The sequence below is a fragment of the Roseivivax sp. THAF197b genome (assembly GCF_009363255.1).
In the GTDB taxonomy this organism is placed as follows: domain Bacteria; phylum Pseudomonadota; class Alphaproteobacteria; order Rhodobacterales; family Rhodobacteraceae; genus Roseivivax.
This window is the reverse complement of record NZ_CP045318.1, coordinates 1,812,467-1,831,741: the sequence shown is the minus strand read 5'-3', so window position 1 is coordinate 1,831,741 and position 19,275 is coordinate 1,812,467. Positions and strand designations below refer to the sequence as shown.

Genomic DNA, 19,275 nt, shown 5'->3' with positions numbered 1-19,275 from the left:
GAAGGCCGATCCGATTGGGTCGGCCTTTTTCATGTCGCGCGCTCGGCGTCTCTCAGATGCCTGCGCGCCGCGCGGTCAGCGCGAGAACAATCAGCGCCACGCCGCCAATCGCGGCATAGAGGCCAAGGATCATCGCAATCTCGTTATGAGGCATCGCATCGGCGCCGGAGGCCCCACCCGCTGCCAGATAGAGCGAGGCCGCGAAAGCGAGCCGCCCGACAAGGCTCTGGATCGAAAGGTAGGTCGCGCGGCCTTCGCCCTCGAGGCGTGGCTGAATATGCGCGAGGAGGAAGGGCCGGGAAAAGGCGTCCGGCACCATGCGCAGCGTGAGGGCAAGGATCGCAAGTAATGACCCCGTCAGCGCCAAGGTAGAGATGAGCGCGATTTGCAGCCCGAAGGCAAAGAGCAGAACGGCCGCCAGACCGAAGGCCTTGCGCAGGCGCGGGGCGGCCAGGGAGGCGAGCAGCGAGACGGCCATCATCAGAGCGGTGATCAGACCGCTAACCAGGGGGGCGTCCTCTGAAAGGCCAAACCTGTCCAGGGCCGTCTCAATAAAGGGTTGGCCGAAAATGAAGGGCAGGTGGCTGTAGCCATACATCAGGACCGCGAGCACGAAGATCCAGACCAGCACCGGATCGCGGAAGGCCTGCCGGATCGCGCCCCATTGGGATTGCGGATGCAGCGCATCGCGGCGCAGACGCGGCGGATCGACGAAGCGTGCCGCTATGATCAGCGCAAGGCCCGAGGCGGCCGCGGACAACCAGAACGGCAGGGCCAGCGACCAAAGCGCCGCAAGCCCGCCCAAGGGCGCCGAGACCAGAAGGGCCGCGAAGGAGAAGCGCCAGGCGCGCAGCTCCTCGGCCTCGATCGAGGCCTCCTCGCCGTTCGCTTGCAGCGACTCGTAGAGGAAGGAGCTGTCGGTGCCGGAGGCGAAGGCCATGCCCGCGCCCAGAAGCGCCTGACCCGCCACGAAGAGCGCGAATTCGCCGCCCAGACCCAGCAGGGCAGCCCCCGCGGCCATGCTCAGCGCGGACAAAACCAGCGTGACGCGCCGCCCCAACCGGTCGGACATGACGCCCGAGGGCACTTCGAGAAGCGTGGCCGACACATCGTAGACGGCATAGAGCAGGATCGCTTCTGCCGGGGTCAGCGCCTGCTGGAAGTAGAGAAACCAGGTGGCTTGCCAGAAGAGCAGGTTCTGCGCCGCCTTGAACCACGGATAGCGCACGACGTTCCGGCGCATCATGGACGCCGCATCGATCACTGTCCTCGGGCCCAGAGTGCTGCGCGCGCCGCGCCCTCGGATGGTCCGAGGAGACACGCGGCGCGGCCCGGCACGTGCGGATCAGTCGCCAAAATCTTCGGGTGACAGCAAGGCCAGCTGATCCTGCGCCCATCGCGCCGTGTTGTAGGTGTGGACCTGTCGGCGCAGCTCCACCATCCGGCTTTTGCGGTTCTCCGGGCTCATGGCGAGCGCGGTCTCGATGGCGTGATCCATGTTCTTGTGGCTGTAGGGATTGGTCAGGACCGCGGAGCCGAGCTCTATCGCGGCGCCCGCGAATTCCGACAGGATCAGCACGCCGTCCTCGTCATCCCGCGCCGCCGCGAATTCCTTACAAACGAGGTTCATGCCATCGGCCAGCGGCGTGATCCAGGCCACATCGGCCACCCTGTAATAGGCGACGAGGTTCTCGAACGGGATCGCGCGGGAGATCAGCGAGACGGGGTTCGAGTTGAACTTCCCGAACCGGCCATTGATGCGGCCTGCGATCTGTTCGATCTCGTCCTGGATTTCCGCATAGACCGTCATGTTGCGGTTGGCGGGCACCGAGACGTGCAAGAGCCGCACCTTGTCGCGCATGTCTTCGTGCTTTTCGAGGAACCGCTCGAAGGTCAGAAGCTGCTCCGCGCCACCCTTGGTGTAATCGGTGCGCCCGACGGACAGGACCAGTTTCGCATCGCCCAGCTCTTCCCGGATCTCCGCCGCCCGCTTGTGGGTCTGTTCGCGCGCCGTGACATCCGCGATGTAATCCGTGTCGACCCCCACGGGCGTGACGCCCAGCAGGACATCGCGGTCGGGTGTCTTGATCTTCACGGGCTGCGTGCGGTCCGACAGCGCCGAGCCCTCAGAGATGAAATCGTCGCCGACGGTCACGCGCGGCACATCGCCCACATCATATTGCGAGCGGACGACCGACACGAAATTCGACGCATAGCGCGGGATGTGGAAACCCACCACGTCGCAGGCCAGAAGGCTGTCCACGATCTCGCCCCGCCAAGGCAGGATGTTGAAGATATCGGCGGCCGGGAAGGGCGTGTGGTGAAAGAAGGAGATGCGCAGGTCCGGGCGCATCTGGCGCAGGTAGCCGGGCACGAGCCAGAGGTTGTAATCATGCACCCAGACGGAGGCATTCTTGGCCGCTTCCGCCGCGGCGGCCTCCGCGAAGGCCTGGTTCACCTTGCGGAACGTGCCCCAATCGACCGGGTCGTAATTATACTTGTCCTTGAAACCGTGCAGGATCGGCCAGAACGCCTCTTTCGAGGTGACATGGTAGAAGCTGCTGACATCAGCCGCCGTCAGAGGCAGGCGCGAGACGGTGTATTTTCCGAAACTGTCCTCGATCTCGATGACCCGATCAAAGCCGGGATTGGTGACGTCCTCGGCTTCTTTCCAGGCCACCCAGGCCGCGTTCTCCACGCGTCCGAAGAAGCTTTTGAGCGTGGGTACAATGCCGTTCGGGCTCTTGTTTTCCCGAAAAACCGTTTTGCCGTTTTCCACAACCTCTTCATAGGGTTGCCGGTGATAGACGATAACAAGATCGCTGCCCATTCAAACGCCCTCCGGGACGGGATGGAGATCCATCGCGCCCACTGCTTCCAGAATGCCGCCCGCGCCGATCGCGGTGGCCTTGTGTACGTGATCGAGATGCCCGACCCGGTCGAGCAAAGCGGCCTCAGAGCCGCCGACCGCGACGGCGGGCAGGCCGCATTCCAGCATCGAGGCATCGTTTAACGTGTCGCCCGCCGCGAGGACGCGCTTCTCGGGGATGTTCATGTGCGCCACGAAGCGGCGCAGGGACGGGCCCTTGGAGACGCCGCGCGGCAGGACGTCGAAATACTTGTTGTCGGAGATCAGCCAATCATGGCCCAGATCCGTGACCAGGGTTTTTGCTGAGTCATCAAAATCAGAGGGTTGCAGATCATAGCTCACCCGATACCTGAAGGATGTCGGCTGCAGGATGAGGCCGGGATGCCCCTCAAGGGCCGCCCGCACGGCAGGACCGCCATCATTCCAGAGGCTTGCGATCTCTTCTTCAAGTTCTGCAATCGGCGTGATGTCCTTGTCCACGACCTTGGCGATGGTCGTGCCGACATCCCCGATCACGTATTCCGGCCAGGGTACGCCACTGTCGCAGAGCGTGCGGATGAAGGCGGGATCGCGCCCGGTGACGAAAACGAGGCCGATGGTTTCGCGATGGGCTTCGATCCAGTCGTATAGGCGCTTCCGATCCGCGTCCGATCCGCCCAGAAACGTGCCGTCGAGATCGGTGGCCAGAACGAAGCGGCGCTCATGCAAAGCGGTGGAGATGGGGGGCGGTTGCGTCATGTACGCTCCTTTCGGGATGCGGGCCGGGATGCGGGATGATCAAGTTCGATGGACAAGGCGCGAGGCTCGCTTTCAATGGGGCGGGACCACAGCTCCACGAAGGTCGATGACAGGTCCGCGCCTTCATGCAGGATGGCATGCACCGCCTCGGAGATGGGCATCGTCACGCCGATCCGACGTGCCAGATCGACGACCGAGATGGCGTTGACTTCGCCCTCGACGACCACCTTCTTGCCATCGAAACACTGATCGCGCGGAATGCCCTGACCCAGTTGGTGGCCAAGCGACATGTTCCGCGATGTGAGCGAAGAGCAGGTCAGCGTCAGATCGCCCGCGCCGGAGAGGCCGGTGACGGTTTCTCGTCTTCCGCCAAGGGCTTCGGCGAGGAACTTCATCTCGTCCATGCCGCGCGCGATCAATGCCGCGCGGGTATTCTCGGCAAAGCCCGCACCGGTCATCATCCCGCAGGCGATGGCGATGACGTTCTTGACCGCGCCGCCGATTTCAACCCCGGTCAGATCGTCCGAGATATAGGGCCGGAATGCGGCAGAGGACATGGTGACCGACATCCGCGCGGCGGGGCTGTCCTGCGGCGCCAGGCGATCCTTGTAGCTGAATTCGAAGGCGATGGTCGCGGCGGAGGGGTGTCCGAGAACCGTCTCTTTCGCGAAGGTCGGGCCGGAGAGCGCGCCGACAGGATGACCGGGCAGCTCTTCCTCCACGAGGGCGGAAAGCAGGTAGCCCGTGCCTTGCTCGATCCCCTTGCAGCCCAGCACCAAGGGCACGTTTTTCGGCAGGTGCGCGCGGATCTGACCGCACATTTTGCGCAAGGTACGCGACGGCGTGACCAGAAGCACGGCCTCGGCATCGGCCAGCGCATAGGCAAGGTCGGTGGTCGCCTCGATCCCCTCCGGCAGGGGCGCGTCGGGCAGGTAATCCACGTTGCGTCGCTCGGTGTTGATGGCCTTTGCGAGCGCGTCGCGCCGTCCCCAGAGGCGGACCGCGCAGCCCGTTGTTGCGGCAACCGATGCAAGCGCCGTGCCCCAACTGCCCATGCCGAGGACGGCAATGCGGCGATAGGGTTTGGCCGAGCGCGGCGTGGTCATGCCTTCGGGGCGGGGGGATTTTCGAGAAGCCAGAGTATTTCCGTCCATGAATTACGACCCGTTGGGCGGGTCTTTTCGTGATGCGATATGCGCTAAGGCTAGCGGGTCGCGGCGCAGTGTCCAGATGACGCAGCGCATTGATCCGATTGGTGCGCTGCAATTTTTCGAGCGATTAAAAACTGTGCGTTCGTCTTCTGACGTGCCCTGAAACACACCACTGACCATCATGTGAGACATGCCCGCACAAGGTCGGAACGTCCGGGTGGACACGCGCCGCAGGCGGCGGATCGACAAAATATATATCTTTTACAATGCTTTGCTCATTTCGGGCCGGGTTCCGCCCAGTGCGATGGGAACATGTGGCACGGTTTTTGACTTATTTTCTGCAGTAGCGAAGGCTTTGGCCACGCTGGCAGTTTCGCCTGACCCAACGCATTTGAGGAGATCATACAATGGATCGCAATCCGTCCGCCCAAACCGCGCGTGTCCGCACCGCAATCTTTCCCGTGGCGGGGTTGGGAACGCGGTTCTTGCCCGCGACCAAGGCCACGCCGAAGGAGCTGCTGCCGGTGCTCGATACGCCGCTGATCCAGTTCGCCATCGACGAGGCGCGGGCCGCCGGGATCGAACGCATGGTTTTCGTCAGCCATCCCTCCAAATCCGCGATCGAACGGTATGTCCGCGCCGATGAGGAGCTGGAAGCCACGCTGCGCGAGCGCGGCAAGGCGCGGCTTGCCGACATGCTGAGCGACAACGCGCTCGACGAATCCGAAACGCAGATCCGCTTCGTCATGCAGGACGAACCGCTGGGTCTGGGCCATGCGGTGCTGTGCGCAAAGGATCATGTCCTACCGGGGCCGGTGGCCGTGATCCTGCCGGACGATCTGATCCTGGGCGAGCCGGGATGCCTGTCCGAGATGATCGACGCCTATGACCCGCAGAAGGCGGGCCACATGGTTGCGACCATGCAGGTCGATGAAGAGGCGGTATCGTCTTACGGTGTGCTTGATGCGACGGGCCGGGACGGGGCGCTGATCCTCGCCAAGGGCATGGTTGAAAAGCCGGCCCCCGAGGATGCGCCCTCGCGTCAGGCGGTGGTCGGTCGTTATGTGCTGTCCGGCAAGATCTTCGACGACCTTGAGGGCCTGCCGCCGGGGGCCGGTGGCGAAATCCAGTTGACCGATGCCATCGCGAAAGCCGTGGACGGCGAAGGACTTTGCGGATTCCGCTTCACCGGCACGCGTTACGATTGCGGCTCGAAGGCGGGCATGCTGTCGGCGACGCTTGCTGTGGCGTCCGAGGATACGGAGTACCACGCGGTTGTCGGTCGCACGGTTGAAGCCGCGGACGTGGCGGTGACTGCGGCGGAGTGATCCTCAGCTTTCGGAATGGATCGAACGATCCGCAAAACAGAAACGCCGCGCGAGGATGCGCGGCGTTTTTTCATGTCCTCAGAGGCGTTTTTTGCCGATAGCGACCCAGCACTCAGTCGTTTGAAACGACCACCCGCAAATGCGGCGCGCGCTTTGGCGGTCGCGGCGTGAAAGGGGCGGGCTCTTCCGCGAAATGTTTCGGGCGGGTCGGCTGCGCGGGGCGCTCGGGCCGCTTGCGCAAGATCTCGATCTGCAGATCGGTGATGCCGAACCGCCGGGGTGTGCGGCCAATCGCGCCCTCCGTGACCAGGCCGCCCAGCGCGCGGTCGACGTGACCGGCTTCGCAGGTCAGGGGGAGGATCACCATCTCGGCACTCATCGGTCCGCGCGACCAGCCCGCAATACTGCGCAGGCGCAGCCGCAGGATCGCCGGGTTGTCGAAGACCGCCTTCAATCCGTGGGACAGCTCGTCGCGCGCATCCGGGGTGAAGAGCGCCGAAAGCGGCATGCCCGCCACTTCCATGCCCGACACCTCGTTGAGATGGGCGCCCGCAACACGCAACCGTCCGATGCCGGGCGCGATATGATGGATCAGGAACGCATGGGCGAGGGCGCGGTCCATGCCACGCGGGTCGACCGCGTTTCGCGGCGGCACGAGGCCATGTTCAGCGCTCAGGGCCTGCCAATAGGTTTCGATCTCCGACAGGGCGGGCGCCTTGCGATGCGGATCGCGTCCGGTCATCGGGATTACGTCTTGTCCATCTTTTCCACGGCCGAGCATTGCTCTCTCCCGTCTCTTGCAGTGCCGAGGCAGCCCCATGCCTAAGTCTGTGTTCATCAGTCTTACTAAAACCTTAATTATGCCAATTTTGCCCAAATTGCGCCTCATTTCGCGCGGCTTGGTTAATCCCGGCGAAACCTTGCCATGCCGACGGGGCTCCTGTAGCCGATATCGGACGCAAAGGGATGAGGAGCGCGCAACGATGCGCCAGTCGATGACGGGATTTGCCGCACTCGAAGGGGCCGGACACGGTTTCGGCTGGAGTTGGGATATCCGGTCGGTGAACGGCAAGGGGCTCGATCTGCGGATGCGTGTCCCGGACTGGATCGACGGGCTGGAGCCTGCCTTGCGCAAGGGGCTGCAGGCGCGCATCACCCGGGGCTCCGTCTCGGTCAATCTGAAACTGGCCGCCGATGGCGGCGCCGGAAAACTTGGCGTCAATTCCGACGTGCTGAGCGACGTGCTGGCCGCAATCGGCAGCGTCGAGGCGGAGGCGCGGGTGCAGGGCGTCAGCCTCACGGCACCGTCGCCCACCGACATCCTGGGTCTGCGCGGCGTGATGGAAGACACCCAGCCCGTGCCGGATATCGACGCGCTGCGTGCCGCGCTGCTGGCGGATTTCGAGACGGTCCTCGCAGCCTTCGTGGCCGCGCGCGAGACCGAAGGCCAGGCGCTGCGCGCGATCCTCGATGGCCAATTGGTCCGCATTTCGGAGCTGACCGAAGAGGCTGCGCGCCGGGCCGAGGCGCGTAGGGCGGATCAGACGGAAAGGCTGCGGAGCCAGCTTGCGCGCGTGACCGAGAATGTCGACGGCATCGACGAGGCGCGGATCGCCCAGGAACTCGCGATGATCGCCGTCAAGGCCGACGTGACCGAGGAGATCGACCGCCTGCGCGCCCATGTCGAGGCAGCCCGCGCCATGCTGGAGGCCGACGGCGCTGTGGGCCGCAAGCTCGATTTCCTGATGCAGGAATTCAACCGTGAGGCCAATACGCTCTGCTCCAAGGCGCAATCGGCGCCCCTGACGGAAGTGGGTCTCGAATTGAAGACGCTCATCGACCAGATGCGCGAACAGGTTCAGAACGTGGAATAACCTCTATGCAAGCGACGCGGCGCGGCCTTCTCATCATCCTTTCTTCGCCTTCGGGTGCGGGCAAATCCACCATGGCGCGGGCAATGCGCCACTGGGACGAGAATATCGTCTTCTCCGTCTCGGCCACGACGCGGCCACCCCGCAAGGGCGAGGTCGATGGCGAGGATTACCACTTCGTCTCGGAGGCCGAGTTCAAGCGCATGGTCGCCGAGGGCGAGATGCTGGAACACGCCCACGTCTTCGGCAATTTCTACGGCTCGCCCAAGGCTGCCGTCTCGGAGGCAATCGAGTCCGGGCGCGACGTCCTGTTCGACATCGACTGGCAGGGCGCGCAGCAGATCCGGAACTCCGCTCTCGCGCCCCACACGCTGTCGATCTTCCTGTTGCCGCCCTCCATCGCGGAGCTGAAGCGGCGGCTCGAGGGGCGCGGCCAGGACGGGCCGGAGATCATCGAAAAGCGCATGCTGAAAAGCTGGGACGAGATCAGCCATTGGGATGGCTATGACTACGTGCTGGTGAATAAAGGTCAGGACGAGACGCAAGCGCAGCTGAAATCCATCGTCGCGGCTTCGCGGCTGAAACGGATGCAGCAGCCGGGACTGACCGAGCATGTGCGCAATCTGCAGATGGAATTCGAGGAGGGACGGACATGACGCTCTACGCGCTGGATGATTTGACGCCCAAGCTGGCGGAAGATGCCTGGGTCGCCCCCGATGCCAACGTGATCGGGGACGTGACGCTTGAGGCCGGGTCTTCGATCTGGTTCTGCACGACGCTGCGCGGCGACAATGAACCGATCGTGGTGGGCGCGGGCAGCAATGTGCAGGAAAACGTCGTCTGCCACACCGATCCCGGATCGCCGCTGATCATCGGGCCCGGCTGCACCATCGGTCACAAGGTCATGCTGCATGGCTGCAAGATCGGTGAAAACACCCTGATCGGCATGGGCGCCACGATCCTGAACGGCGCGAAGATCGGCAAGAATTGCCTGATCGGCGCGGGCGCGCTCATCACCGAGAACAAGGAAATCCCGGATGGCAGCCTTGCCATGGGCATGCCGGGCAAGGTGGTCCGCGAGCTTGACGAAGCCGCCATCGAAGCGTTGCGCGAGTCGGCCCGCCGCTACCAGGCCAATGCCGCCCGGTTCCGCAAGGGCCTGCGCGCGCTTTGACACGATAACGCATTTCGCACCTCCCGGGCGCGTTTAAGCCCCAGAGATGACAAGACACGCGCGGGGCCATGCGCCCGCGCCAAAAAACGGAGCGCCCTCATGGCCACAAAACGCACGCTCATGCGTCCCGACATCCTCGAACCCGGCGCGTCGCGCCCGGTGGTGAACGGCATTCAGCCCTCGGTCGTCTATGCGTCCGAGACGCCGGACGCGCTTGATGCGCAATATGAGGGCCGGGTGCAGGGCTACACCTATGCGCGCGAAGGCCATCCCAACGCGACGCTTCTGGCCAATGCCATCGCCCGGATGGAGGGGATGGAAGACGGCCTGACGCTGGGCTCCGGCATGGCGGCTGTCACGGCGGTTCTGATGGGCCTGTGCCGGGCGGGTGATCACGTGCTTGGCGGCGATCAGCTTTACGGGCGCTCGCTGCGCCTCATGAACGAAGACCTGCCGCGCTTGGGTATCGCGACCTCGCTCGCGGATCCGACTGATGCCGCCGCGTTCGCCGCCGCTCTGCGGCCCGAGACGAAGCTCGTCCTGATCGAGGTCGTCTCGAACCCCACGCTGCGGGTGGCCGATATCGACGGCATCGCGGAGCTGTGCCGCGCCAAGGGCGTGACGCTCGTGGTGGACAACACCTTCACCACGCCCACCGCGATCCGTCCGGTCGATCACGGCGCGGACATCGTGATCCACTCCGTGACGAAGCTTCTTGCCGGCCATTCGGACGTGACGCTGGGCTGGGTCGCGGCGAAGGATCCCGCGCAGCGCAAGGCGATCTACGATTTCGCGGTCACGACGGGCATGACGCCGTCGCCCTTCGATTGCTGGCTCGCGGAACGGGGTCTCATGACCTTCGGTCTGCGCTTTGCCCGCACGCAGGAGACGGCGGAGCGGCTGGCGGCGCATCTGGCCGGGCAGGCGGGTGTGACGCGCGTTCTCTACCCGACGCGGGCGGATCACCCGGACCGGGATCGCGCGCAAGGGCTCCTGAAGGGGCAGGGCTGCAACATGGTCAGTTTCGAGATCGAAGGCGGGCGCGCTGCGGCCAATGCCTTTACCAAGGGCGCGGACGTGCTGGCCTTTGCGCCGACGCTGGGTGATGTGAGCACGACGCTGTCGCATCCCGCGTCCTCGTCGCACCGGGCGCTGAGCCCCGAGGCGCGGGCGAAGCTCGGCATTTCCGAAGGCTTCTTCCGCGTCTCCGTCGGCCTCGAGGAGCCCGAAGCGCTGCTGGCGGCGTTCGATGCGGGGCTGGCTGCGGCGCGGTCCGGGGCGGCCTGATGTCATGACACCGAAGTCGATCCTGGATGCGCTGCCGCTGCCTGCCCTGATCATCCGCCGGGACGAGCGGATCGAGGCCGCCAATGCGGCCGCCAAGGCGCTTCTGGGCCCGACGATCGAGGGACGCCACTTCATCACCGCCCTGCGCCAGCCGGGCGTTCTCGATGCGGTCGAGGCGGTCATGCGCGATGCGCAGGCGCGCACGGCCGGCTATCTGACCAATGACGGGGAACAGGACACGACCTTCAAGGTCGCCGTCGGGCCGGTGGACGAGGGCGCGGTCCTTGTCGCCTTCGAGGACGAGACGCCGCTTGCGCAATCGAACGCGATGCGGCGCGATTTCGTCGCCAATGTCAGTCACGAATTGAAGACGCCGCTGACGGCGCTCACCTCCTTTATCGAGACGCTGAAGGGGCCTGCACGCAGCGACGAGGCGGCGCGCGCGCGCTTTCTCGACGTGATGGCGGCCGAGGCCGAGCGCATGAACCGCCTGATCGCGGATCTTCTGTCGCTGAGCCGTGTGGAAGCCGAGGAACGGGTGCGGCCCAAGGACTCCGTCGATCTGGTGCCGCTCGTACGCTCTGTCGTGCTGGGGCTGTCGCGCCTGACGGAGGATGCCGGGATCACGGTCGATATCATCGCCCCCGAGGCGGCGCCCGTCCGTGGAGATGCCGATCAGCTGCGGCAGGTCCTCGTCAATCTTCTGGAAAACGCGATCAAGTATTCGGGCAGTGATGCGCGGGTGTCGATCACCCTGACCGGCCCCGCTTTCGAGGCGCGGCTGCGCGGAGATGGCGTGCGATTGTCGGTGCGCGACACGGGCCCCGGCCTCGATCCGCAGCACCTCCCGCGCCTGACGGAGCGGTTTTACCGCGTCGATTCGCACCGGTCGCGCGAAAAGGGCGGCACGGGTCTTGGCCTCGCGATCGTGAAGCACATCGTGAATCGCCACCGGGGACGCATCCACCTGATGTCGGAGCCGGGGCAGGGTCTCGAGGTGCGGATCGTCCTGCCCTGCTGAGTGCGGGGCTTTGCCCATTGTCGATCTCGTTGCAGACTGCGCGGAGGGACAAGGGAAGGAGCAGGGGCATGCAAAGACGTCAGATGGTTTTTGGACTGGGCGCTTTGGTGCTGGCGGGCTGCGCGACGCGCGATACCGATGTCGCCGTGCCGCCGGGCACGACATTGATCATGGTGCGCCACGGCGAAAAAGATGGGGATGCCCTGACCGCAGCCGGGCAGGCACGGGCGGCCGCGCTGGCAGCACGGTTGGCCGCCACGCCGATCGACCGGATCTATTCGACAAGCTACACGCGCAACGTTCTGACCGCGCAGCCCGTGGCGGACCAGAAAGGTCTGCCCGTGGAAACGGTGCCGGATTCCAACGTCGCGCGCAGAATTCTTCCGGGCAATGCGGGACGCACGATCCTCTGGGTCGGCAACAAGGGCAATCTCGCCCCGATGTGGGAGGCCATAGGGCTGCCGGGGTCTGCACCGCTGGCTTACGGCGATATCGCCTTTGTCAGTGCTGACGCCGAGGGCCGCGTGACCGTCGCCATGGAGCGCTTCGGCGCCTGATCCTGCGGGTTTCGAGTGGGTGATTTAGCCTGCGCTTAATAGAGCGTGCCGGGAGCGCCGATCAGCAGGGCCGCGTAGAACGATCCCGATGCGGCCAGCACGAAAAGGTGCCAGAGCGCCCGCGCATAAGGCCAATCGTGCTGCACATAGATCAACACGCCAGACGTGTAGAGCCCGCCGCCCGCCGCCATCAGCGCAATCGTCTGCCACGGCACGAGGCCGGGCAGGGCGATCATCGGCGCGGCAGAGAACCACGCGAGCCCGAGATAGATCAGCGGGTCCCAACGGCTGGGGTTCTGCCAGAAGAACAGCTTCCGTGAGGCGCCATAAAGCGCGAGGGTCCAGACGAGGGCCAGCATGCTGAGCGCGATGGGGGTCGACAGCATGACGACGAAGGGCGTCGCGGTGCCGCTGATCTTTATGTAGATCGCCGCGTGATCGAGCCTGCGCAAAAGCGGGCGCACCGAATGCCAGGGACCGGAATTGTAAACGAGCGATGCCAGGAAGCTGGCCACGAGTGCTGCGGAATAGGCGGATAATGCAAAAAGGACGCCGAAATCGGCGCCCTGATGTGCTGCATGTCCCAGAAGATAGGCCGCAGAGCCCAGTGACAGAATCAAGCCGCTGACATTCACGATTGCATCCGACACCCAGGCCCGCACCGGCAGCGGCTGGCCTCCGTGGAGCGCGGCGCCCCAATATGTCAGATCGCGGGTCATACGATTCCCATACTCGTCCAAATTGCCGGTTTTGTGACTGTTCCACGTCAAATAAGCGAAACTAGACAACAAAATACTAATGCAAGCGGGCGGTATTCCCAAAATTAACCTTGCGTAAAGGAATTCGTGACTGCGCCGGGAATGCCCTTGAGGCGCGATTTGTCATGAAACCGTTACATGCGTGTCACAAAAGCTTAGCGCAACGCCAATAGGTCGGCGTCACGGGGGCTCGGGTTTGGGCCCGCTGCCAATGACAAAACACACTCGAATGGAGTGACTATGACCAAGACACTTACCGTTTCCGCGCTGGCTCTGGCCGTCGCAGCACCCGCCTTCGCGCAGTCGCGCGACAATGTGCAGGTGGCCGGTTCCTCGACGGTTCTGCCTTACGCCTCGATCGTGGCGGAAGCTTTCGGCGAGAACTTCGATTTCCCGACGCCCGTGGTCGAATCCGGTGGTTCCTCGGCCGGTCTCAAGCGCTTCTGTGAGGGCGTGGGCGAGAACACCATCGACATCGCGAACTCCTCGCGGCCGATCCGCGAAAGCGACATCGAAGTGTGCACCGAGAACGGCGTCGACGACATCATCGAAGTGCGCATCGGCTATGACGGCATCGTCTTCGCCAGCCAGATCGACGGCCCGGCCTTCACCGCATTCGAAGCGGCCGACATCTTCAACGCGCTCGGCGCGCAGGTTCTGGTTGACGGCGAGATCGTCGACAACCCGCACACCCAGTGGGCAGATTTCAACTCCGATCTGCCGGCAGCCGACATCCTGGCCTTCATCCCCGGCACCAAGCACGGCACGCGTGAAGTCTTCGAAGACAACGTCCTGCTGCAGGGCTGTGAAGACACCGGCGCCATGCAGGCGATGATGGATGGCGGCATGTCCGAGGACGACGCCGAAGATGCGTGCATCGACGTGCGCGGCAACGGCATCACCGTCGACATCGACGGCGACTACACCGAGACCCTCGCTCGCGTGGACTCCAACCCCAACGGCATCGGCGTCTTCGGCCTCGCATTCTACGAGAACAATACCGACTCGCTGAAAGTGGCCACCATGGGCGGCGTTGAGCCTAACACCGACACCATCGCGTCGGGCGAATACCCGGTCTCGCGTCCGCTGTTCTTCTTCATCAAGAAGGCGCATATCGGCGTGATCCCCGGCCTGAAGGAATTCGCGGAATTCTTCATCTCCGACGAGATCGCAGGACCCGACGGTCCGCTGTCGAACTACGGCCTTGTCTCCGACCCGGAACTGAGCGCTACTCAGGAAAAGGTGGCCAACGAAGAGACCCTGTAATAAGGGCGGCGCGGTGGTCTTCGGACCACCGCATCCTGCATTATCCTCTGCACCCGGCGACACGATGTCCGTCCGGGTGCAGTGCCTCCTAATCTAGACAGAAGGCCTGTTTCAGATGCCCGCAAGCTGGATCTTTCTGATCGTACTGGCCATCGCGTTTGCCGGTTATTTCCTCGCCAAATCGCGGGCCCTGGCATCTGCCGGTCATGACCGTCGCGTCCTGCATTCGCTTCCGAGCTATTATGGCGCCAATGCCGCCCTGGCCGCGGCCGGCCCTGCGCTGGGTCTGCTGGCCGTCTGGCTCATCGCGCAGCCGATCTTCACCGATGTCTATGTGTCGGGGGGCTTGCCCGCCGAGATCCAGTCGCAGGCAGGGGAGCGGTCGCTTGCGATGGCCGATATCCGCCGCGTGGCCAACGGGCTCGATGCGGCCGTGGCCCAGGGCGCGATGAGCGCGGCCGAGGCCAATAACCTCAGCACCGAAAGCGCCGATGTGCGGGAGCAACTGGCCAGTGTCGGTGTGGCGCTTGGTTCGGACGTGGACGCGACCACACTGCGTCTCGCGCAGCAATATCGCAACGTGACCGGCACGGCCGACATCTGGCGGTCGGTCCTCGTGTTGATCGTGGCCGTCGCGAGTTTCGGCGCGGCCTACATGATGACGCAGAAGGATTTCCGCGCCCGCACCTTTGTGGAGCGCGCGACCCTTGCGCTTCTGATCGCCGCGGCCTGCGTTGCGATCCTGACGACGCTGGGCATCATCTTCTCGCTCATTTTCAACACGGTCGATTTCTTCTCCCGCTTCCCGGCGGATGACTTCTTCTTCGGAACGATCTGGCAGCCCAGCTTCTCCGGGCGCGGGGGCGCGTCCGATCTGGGCTTTCTGCCGCTGCTGTGGGGCACGATGTTCATCTCCGTCATCGCGCTGGCCGTGGCCGTGCCGCTTGGGCTTTTCTCGGCGATCTACCTGTCGGAATACGCCTCTCACCGGGTGCGGACCTTTGCCAAGCCGCTGATCGAGGTGCTGGCCGGTATCCCCACCATCGTCTACGGTCTCTTCGCGCTGCTGATCGTCGGGCCGCTCTTACTGGATGTGTTCGGCAATGACGGGCTTCTGGGCGTCAACTGGATGTCCGGCGGGACCGCCGCCATGACCGCGGGCCTTGTCATGGGGATCATGCTGATCCCGTTCGTGTCGTCGCTTTCCGACGATATCATCAACGCGGTGCCTCAGGCGATGCGGGACGGCTCGCTCGGCCTTGGGGCCACGCATTCCGAGACGATCCGCCAGGTGATCCTGCCCGCCGCGCTGCCGGGGATCGTGGGCGCGATCCTTCTGGCCGCGTCCCGCGCCATCGGCGAGACCATGATCGTCGTGCTCGGGGCAGGGGCCGCAGCCTCGCTGTCACTGAACCCCTTCGAGGCGATGACGACCGTGACAGCCAAGATCGTCAGCCAGCTGACCGGCGACGGTGAGTTCAACAGCCCCGAGACGCTCGTGGCCTTCGCGCTCGGCATGTCGCTCTTCGTGATCACCCTTGGCCTCAACATCTTCGCCCTATGGATCGTCCGCCGCTACCGGGAGCAATTCGAATGACCGATGCAACCTCCGCTTCCCTGCCCGAGAGCGGTGCCAAGCGCTACGGCTCTCTGCTGAAGGAAACCGACCAGACCAAGCGCCGCAATGCCGCCGAGAAGCGTTTCCGGCTCTATGGCATGTGCGCTGTCGCGGTCGGCCTGATCTTCCTCGTGGCACTCCTCTTCGCGATCGTGCGCAACGGCATTCCGGCCTTCACGCAGACCTACCTGACGCTGCAGATCGAATTGCCGGCAGAGAAGCTCGACAAGAATGGCAATCGCGATATCGAGGATATCAAGAAGGTGTCGACCTTCGGCTACAATCCCCTGATCGAGGATGCGCTCGAGCGGGCCGTCGCCGACGCGGGCATCGCGACCGAGATCACGGATGGCGGCGATCTGCGCGACATGCTGTCGAGCGGTGCCGGCGCCCAGGTGCGCGACGCCGTCCTGGCCAATCCCGACCTAATTGGCACGACGCAGGAATTCGTCCTGCTGGGCTCCTCCCGCGTGGACGGCTACATGAAAGGCCGCGTCACCCGCGAGAGCCTGGCCCGCGACCCCAACCTGACACCCGAACACCTCGATGTGGTCGACGGTCTGGTCGAAGCGGGCGCGATCGACCGCGTGTTCAACTGGGCCTTCATCACGGGCTCCGACGCCTCCGAGAGCCGCCCGGAACAGGCCGGTATGGGCGTGGCCATGCTGGGCTCGTTCTTCATGATGCTGGTGGTTCTGATTCTGTCGCTGCCCATCGGCGTCGCGGCCTCGATCTACCTCGAGGAATTCGCGCCACAGAACATGTTCACCGACTTCATCGAGGTGAATATCTCAAACCTTGCCGCGGTGCCCTCCATCGTCTTCGGCATCCTCGGTCTTGCCGTGTTCATCCAGTTTGCGCATCTGCCGCAATCGGCCCCGCTTGTGGGTGGTCTGACGCTGACGCTGATGACGCTGCCGACCATCGTGATCTCGACGCGGGCGTCGCTGAAATCCGTGCCGCCTTCCATCCGGGATGCGGCCTTGGGCGTCGGGGCCTCGAAGATGCAATCGGTGTTCCACCATGTTCTGCCGCTCGCGATGCCCGGCATCCTGACCGGGACGATCATCGGCCTCGCGCAGGCTTTGGGCGAGACGGCCCCGCTGCTTCTGATCGGCATGGTGGGCTATATCGCGACCAATTATCCGGACGGGTTCTCCTCGGGATTTCTTGATCCGAACTCGGCCATGCCCGCACAGATCTTCGAATGGGCGAAGCGCGCCGATCCGGCCTATTACGAACGCGCTTGGGGAGGCATCATCATCCTTCTCGTCTTCCTGTTCGTGATGAACGCAATCGCGATCATCCTGCGCCGCCGCTTTGAGCGCCGCTGGTAAGGAGATATACCATGTACGACACAGCAACACGCCTGGAGAACGAAGTGAGCGCCACTGACATCAAGATTGCGGCACGTGACGTGCAGGTCTTCTACGGCGACACCCACGCCATCAAGGACGTCTCCGTCGAGATCAGGGACAAGACCGTCACCGCCTTCATCGGTCCGTCGGGCTGCGGCAAGTCGACCTTCCTGCGCTGCCTGAACCGGATGAACGATACGATCGACATCTGCCGCGTCGAGGGCGATATCCGCATCGACGACGAGGACATCTACGACAAGCGCGTCGATCCGGTGCAATTGCGCGCCAAGGTCGGCATGGTCTTCCAGAAGCCGAACCCGTTCCCGAAATCGATCTACGACAACGTGGCCTATGGTCCGAAGATCCACGGTCTCAACAAGAACCGTGCCGAGCTTGACGGGATCGTCGAGCGGGCCCTGCGCCGCGCGGCCCTTTGGGACGAGGTGAAGGACCGGCTTGCCGCGCCCGGCACCGGCCTTTCGGGCGGTCAGCAGCAGCGCCTCTGCATCGCGCGCGCCGTGGCCACCGAACCCGAAGTGCTGCTCATGGACGAGCCGTGCTCGGCGCTCGACCCCATCGCCACGGGGCAGGTCGAGGAGCTCATCGACGAGCTGCGCCAGGATTACTCGGTGGTGATCGTCACCCACTCCATGCAGCAGGCCGCCCGCGTCAGTCAGAAGACCGCGTTCTTCCACCTCGGCAATCTCGTGGAATACGACAGCACCGACAAGATCTTCACCAACCCTCAGGACAGCCGCACCGAGTCCTACATCACCGGACGGATTGGATAGACCATGAGCGATATGAACCGGCACATCCACTCGGCCTTCGACCGCGATCTCGAAGGCATCCAGGCCAAGATCATGAAGATGGGTGGCCTCGTCGAGACGGCGATCCGCGATTCCGCCCGGAGCCTCGAGACCCGGGACGAGGAACTGGCAGAACAGGTCCGCGCGGGCGACAAGGCCATCGACGCGCTGGAAGACAGCCTCAACGACGAGGCCGCGCGCGTCATCGCCCTGCGCGCGCCGCAGGCCTCCGATCTGCGCGTCGTCCTGTCGGTCATGCGGATGTCCGCGAACCTTGAGCGGATCGGCGATTTGTCGAAGAACATGGCCAAGCGCACCTCCGTTCTGGCGCAATTCCCGCCGGTCAACGGTTCGGCCAAGTCGCTGCGCCGCATGGCGCGGGATGTGGAGCGCATGCTCAAGGACGCGCTCGACGCCTATATCCAGCGCGATGCGGACCTGGCGCGCGACGTGATCGACCGCGACGGCGAGATCGACCAGATGTACAACACGCTCTTCCGGGAGCTTCTGACCTTCATGCTGGAAGATCCCCGCTCGATCACCGCCTGCATGCATCTGCATTTCATCGCCAAGAACATCGAACGCATGGGGGATCACATCACCTCCATCGCGGAGCAGGTGGTCTTCGTCGTCTCCGGCGAACACCCCGACACCCCGCGCGAAAAGGCGGACCGGACCTCTTTCGATCCGGCGTATTCGCTGGACGTGGATCAGGGATAATCAGGCATGTCCGGCGGCAAACCCACCGTTCTGTTGGTCGAGGACGAGGCCGCACAGCGCGAGGTCCTCGCCTATAACCTGGAGGCCGAGGGCTTCGACGTCTCTCGCGCGGGCGACGGCGAGGAAGCCGTCATGCTTTTCGAGGAAGACCGGCCCGACCTCGTGATCCTCGACTGGATGCTGCCCAAACTGTCGGGCATCGAGGTCTGCAGGCAGATCAAGATCCGGCCAGAGACGCGCGACGTTCCCGTCATCATGCTGTCGGCGCGGGCCGAGGAAGTGGACCGCGTCCGCGGGCTTGAGACGGGTGCGGATGATTACGTCGTGAAGCCTTATTCCGTGATCGAGCTGATGGCCCGTGTGCGGGCGCAATTGCGCCGGACGCGTCCCTCGGCGGCGGGGCAGGCGCTGCAATTCGACGATATCCGCCTCGATGCCGAGACCCATCGCGTGACCCGCGCAGGCCAGCCGCTGAAGCTTGGCCCGACCGAGTTTCGTCTCCTGTCGACCTTCATGGAGAAGCCGGGCCGAGTCTGGAGCCGGGATCAGCTTCTGGATCGGGTTTGGGGCCGGGATGTCTATGTCGACACCCGCACCGTCGACGTGCATGTGGGGCGTCTGCGCAAGGCGCTCGCGCAACATGGTGGGACCGATGTGCTACGCACGGTCCGCGGCGCGGGCTACGCATTGGGTTAGTCATTGCATCGCCGCATTGCAGCATTAGGTCTGCACCTTCAAGCGGCGGCGAAG

19 protein-coding genes are annotated in these 19,275 nt (G+C 64.2%); 13 read left to right on the top strand and 6 right to left on the bottom strand.

The genetic code is table 11. The features are described from left to right. Positions 1-52: 52 nt before the first annotated feature. The 4 genes from FIV09_RS09150 to FIV09_RS09135 all read right to left on the bottom strand — a co-directional run bounded on the left by FIV09_RS09150 (position 53) and on the right by FIV09_RS09135 (position 4,761). Positions 53-1,246 carry an MFS transporter gene (locus FIV09_RS09150; protein WP_152449651.1) on the bottom strand — a complete coding sequence of 398 codons (1,194 nt, stop codon included), beginning with the start codon at positions 1,244-1,246 and terminating at the stop codon, positions 53-55. A gap of 99 nt (positions 1,247-1,345) precedes the next feature. Continuing rightward, the gene (ggpS, locus tag FIV09_RS09145; RefSeq protein ID WP_152449650.1) at positions 1,346-2,830 is read right to left on the bottom strand and encodes a glucosylglycerol-phosphate synthase; all 1,485 of its coding nucleotides are present in this window, start codon (positions 2,828-2,830) and stop codon (positions 1,346-1,348) included. Next, positions 2,831-3,607: an HAD family hydrolase gene (locus FIV09_RS09140; protein ID WP_152449649.1), complete on the bottom strand. Its 777-nt coding sequence runs from the start codon at positions 3,605-3,607 to the stop codon at positions 2,831-2,833. It lies immediately after the preceding gene. Continuing rightward, positions 3,604-4,761 carry an NAD(P)H-dependent glycerol-3-phosphate dehydrogenase gene (locus FIV09_RS09135; RefSeq protein ID WP_152449648.1) on the bottom strand — a complete coding sequence of 386 codons (1,158 nt, stop codon included), beginning with the start codon at positions 4,759-4,761 and terminating at the stop codon, positions 3,604-3,606. The genes FIV09_RS09140 and FIV09_RS09135 overlap by 4 nt, the downstream gene beginning before the upstream one ends. 404 nt (positions 4,762-5,165) lie before the next feature. Here FIV09_RS09135 and FIV09_RS09130 point away from each other — a divergent pair, with 404 nt between their 5' ends. Next, a complete protein-coding gene (locus FIV09_RS09130; RefSeq protein ID WP_152449647.1) occupies positions 5,166-6,086 on the top strand; it encodes a UTP--glucose-1-phosphate uridylyltransferase in 921 nt (306 codons plus the stop codon). A gap of 112 nt (positions 6,087-6,198) precedes the next feature. Here FIV09_RS09130 and FIV09_RS09125 read toward each other — a convergent pair whose 3' ends face one another. Next, positions 6,199-6,828 (bottom strand): PAS domain-containing protein, encoded by a 630-nt coding sequence (locus FIV09_RS09125; RefSeq protein WP_172975671.1) that lies wholly within the window; start codon positions 6,826-6,828, stop codon positions 6,199-6,201. 241 nt (positions 6,829-7,069) lie between these two features. Here FIV09_RS09125 and FIV09_RS09120 point away from each other — a divergent pair, with 241 nt between their 5' ends. The 6 genes from FIV09_RS09120 (at position 7,070) to FIV09_RS09095 (ending at position 11,996) form a co-directional block, all read left to right on the top strand. Next, a complete protein-coding gene (locus tag FIV09_RS09120; protein WP_152449645.1) occupies positions 7,070-7,960 on the top strand; it encodes a YicC/YloC family endoribonuclease in 891 nt (296 codons plus the stop codon). A 5-nt stretch (positions 7,961-7,965) separates the two neighbouring features. Beyond that, the gene (gene gmk, locus FIV09_RS09115; RefSeq protein WP_152449644.1) at positions 7,966-8,613 is read left to right on the top strand and encodes a guanylate kinase; all 648 of its coding nucleotides are present in this window, start codon (positions 7,966-7,968) and stop codon (positions 8,611-8,613) included. Then, on the top strand, positions 8,610-9,131 hold the full coding sequence (locus FIV09_RS09110; RefSeq protein ID WP_152449643.1) for a gamma carbonic anhydrase family protein: 522 nt from the start codon (positions 8,610-8,612) through the stop codon (positions 9,129-9,131). The genes gmk and FIV09_RS09110 overlap by 4 nt, the downstream gene beginning before the upstream one ends. A 99-nt stretch (positions 9,132-9,230) precedes the next feature. Continuing rightward, positions 9,231-10,418 carry a PLP-dependent aspartate aminotransferase family protein gene (locus FIV09_RS09105; RefSeq protein WP_254702338.1) on the top strand — a complete coding sequence of 396 codons (1,188 nt, stop codon included), beginning with the start codon at positions 9,231-9,233 and terminating at the stop codon, positions 10,416-10,418. A 4-nt stretch (positions 10,419-10,422) separates the two neighbouring features. Then, the gene (locus tag FIV09_RS09100) at positions 10,423-11,439 is read left to right on the top strand and encodes a cell wall metabolism sensor histidine kinase WalK (RefSeq protein ID WP_152449642.1); all 1,017 of its coding nucleotides are present in this window, start codon (positions 10,423-10,425) and stop codon (positions 11,437-11,439) included. 68 nt (positions 11,440-11,507) lie between these two features. Beyond that, a complete protein-coding gene (locus FIV09_RS09095; RefSeq protein WP_152449641.1) occupies positions 11,508-11,996 on the top strand; it encodes a histidine phosphatase family protein in 489 nt (162 codons plus the stop codon). 35 nt (positions 11,997-12,031) lie between these two features. On the opposite strand, the gene FIV09_RS09090 is transcribed toward FIV09_RS09095, so the two are convergent. Then, a complete protein-coding gene (locus FIV09_RS09090; RefSeq protein WP_152449640.1) occupies positions 12,032-12,715 on the bottom strand; it encodes a hemolysin III family protein in 684 nt (227 codons plus the stop codon). Between the two features lie 279 nt (positions 12,716-12,994). Here FIV09_RS09090 and FIV09_RS09085 point away from each other — a divergent pair, with 279 nt between their 5' ends. From FIV09_RS09085 to phoB, 6 genes are all read left to right on the top strand, one after another. Next, on the top strand, positions 12,995-14,020 hold the full coding sequence (locus FIV09_RS09085) for a PstS family phosphate ABC transporter substrate-binding protein (protein WP_152449639.1): 1,026 nt from the start codon (positions 12,995-12,997) through the stop codon (positions 14,018-14,020). 115 nt (positions 14,021-14,135) lie between these two features. Further along, positions 14,136-15,617 (top strand): phosphate ABC transporter permease subunit PstC, encoded by a 1,482-nt coding sequence (pstC, locus tag FIV09_RS09080; RefSeq protein WP_152449638.1) that lies wholly within the window; start codon positions 14,136-14,138, stop codon positions 15,615-15,617. After that, the gene (gene pstA / locus FIV09_RS09075; protein WP_152449637.1) at positions 15,614-16,975 is read left to right on the top strand and encodes a phosphate ABC transporter permease PstA; all 1,362 of its coding nucleotides are present in this window, start codon (positions 15,614-15,616) and stop codon (positions 16,973-16,975) included. The genes pstC and pstA overlap by 4 nt, the downstream gene beginning before the upstream one ends. 11 nt (positions 16,976-16,986) lie before the next feature. Beyond that, positions 16,987-17,787 carry a phosphate ABC transporter ATP-binding protein PstB gene (gene pstB / locus FIV09_RS09070; RefSeq protein ID WP_152449636.1) on the top strand — a complete coding sequence of 267 codons (801 nt, stop codon included), beginning with the start codon at positions 16,987-16,989 and terminating at the stop codon, positions 17,785-17,787. A 3-nt stretch (positions 17,788-17,790) separates the two neighbouring features. Further along, on the top strand, positions 17,791-18,525 hold the full coding sequence (gene phoU / locus FIV09_RS09065) for a phosphate signaling complex protein PhoU (RefSeq protein ID WP_152449635.1): 735 nt from the start codon (positions 17,791-17,793) through the stop codon (positions 18,523-18,525). A 6-nt stretch (positions 18,526-18,531) separates the two neighbouring features. After that, complete coding sequence (gene phoB, locus FIV09_RS09060; RefSeq protein WP_152449634.1) at positions 18,532-19,221, top strand: phosphate regulon transcriptional regulator PhoB; 690 nt, start codon at positions 18,532-18,534, stop codon at positions 19,219-19,221. The last annotated feature ends 54 nt before the right edge of the window (positions 19,222-19,275 follow it).

Excerpts from the sequence above, each read along its gene's own strand:
- FIV09_RS09100 (WP_152449642.1), top strand. The coding sequence starts at position 10,423 with ATGACACCGAAGTCGATCCTGGATGCGCTGCCGCTGCCTGCCCTGATC.
- FIV09_RS09150 (WP_152449651.1), bottom strand. The coding sequence starts at position 1,246 with ATGATGCGCCGGAACGTCGTGCGCTATCCGTGGTTCAAGGCGGCGCAG.
- ggpS (WP_152449650.1), bottom strand. The coding sequence starts at position 2,830 with ATGGGCAGCGATCTTGTTATCGTCTATCACCGGCAACCCTATGAAGAG.
- FIV09_RS09135 (WP_152449648.1), bottom strand. The coding sequence starts at position 4,761 with ATGGACGGAAATACTCTGGCTTCTCGAAAATCCCCCCGCCCCGAAGGC.
- pstB (WP_152449636.1), top strand. The coding sequence starts at position 16,987 with ATGTACGACACAGCAACACGCCTGGAGAACGAAGTGAGCGCCACTGAC.
- FIV09_RS09130 (WP_152449647.1), top strand. The coding sequence starts at position 5,166 with ATGGATCGCAATCCGTCCGCCCAAACCGCGCGTGTCCGCACCGCAATC.
- FIV09_RS09120 (WP_152449645.1), top strand. The coding sequence starts at position 7,070 with ATGCGCCAGTCGATGACGGGATTTGCCGCACTCGAAGGGGCCGGACAC.
- FIV09_RS09125 (WP_172975671.1), bottom strand. The coding sequence starts at position 6,828 with ATGACCGGACGCGATCCGCATCGCAAGGCGCCCGCCCTGTCGGAGATC.
- pstC (WP_152449638.1), top strand. The coding sequence starts at position 14,136 with ATGCCCGCAAGCTGGATCTTTCTGATCGTACTGGCCATCGCGTTTGCC.
- phoU (WP_152449635.1), top strand. The coding sequence starts at position 17,791 with ATGAGCGATATGAACCGGCACATCCACTCGGCCTTCGACCGCGATCTC.
- FIV09_RS09095 (WP_152449641.1), top strand. The coding sequence starts at position 11,508 with ATGCAAAGACGTCAGATGGTTTTTGGACTGGGCGCTTTGGTGCTGGCG.
- FIV09_RS09090 (WP_152449640.1), bottom strand. The coding sequence starts at position 12,715 with ATGACCCGCGATCTGACATATTGGGGCGCCGCGCTCCACGGAGGCCAG.
- phoB (WP_152449634.1), top strand. The coding sequence starts at position 18,532 with ATGTCCGGCGGCAAACCCACCGTTCTGTTGGTCGAGGACGAGGCCGCA.
- pstA (WP_152449637.1), top strand. The coding sequence starts at position 15,614 with ATGACCGATGCAACCTCCGCTTCCCTGCCCGAGAGCGGTGCCAAGCGC.
- FIV09_RS09085 (WP_152449639.1), top strand. The coding sequence starts at position 12,995 with ATGACCAAGACACTTACCGTTTCCGCGCTGGCTCTGGCCGTCGCAGCA.
- gmk (WP_152449644.1), top strand. The coding sequence starts at position 7,966 with ATGCAAGCGACGCGGCGCGGCCTTCTCATCATCCTTTCTTCGCCTTCG.
- FIV09_RS09110 (WP_152449643.1), top strand. The coding sequence starts at position 8,610 with ATGACGCTCTACGCGCTGGATGATTTGACGCCCAAGCTGGCGGAAGAT.
- FIV09_RS09105 (WP_254702338.1), top strand. The coding sequence starts at position 9,231 with ATGGCCACAAAACGCACGCTCATGCGTCCCGACATCCTCGAACCCGGC.
- FIV09_RS09140 (WP_152449649.1), bottom strand. The coding sequence starts at position 3,607 with ATGACGCAACCGCCCCCCATCTCCACCGCTTTGCATGAGCGCCGCTTC.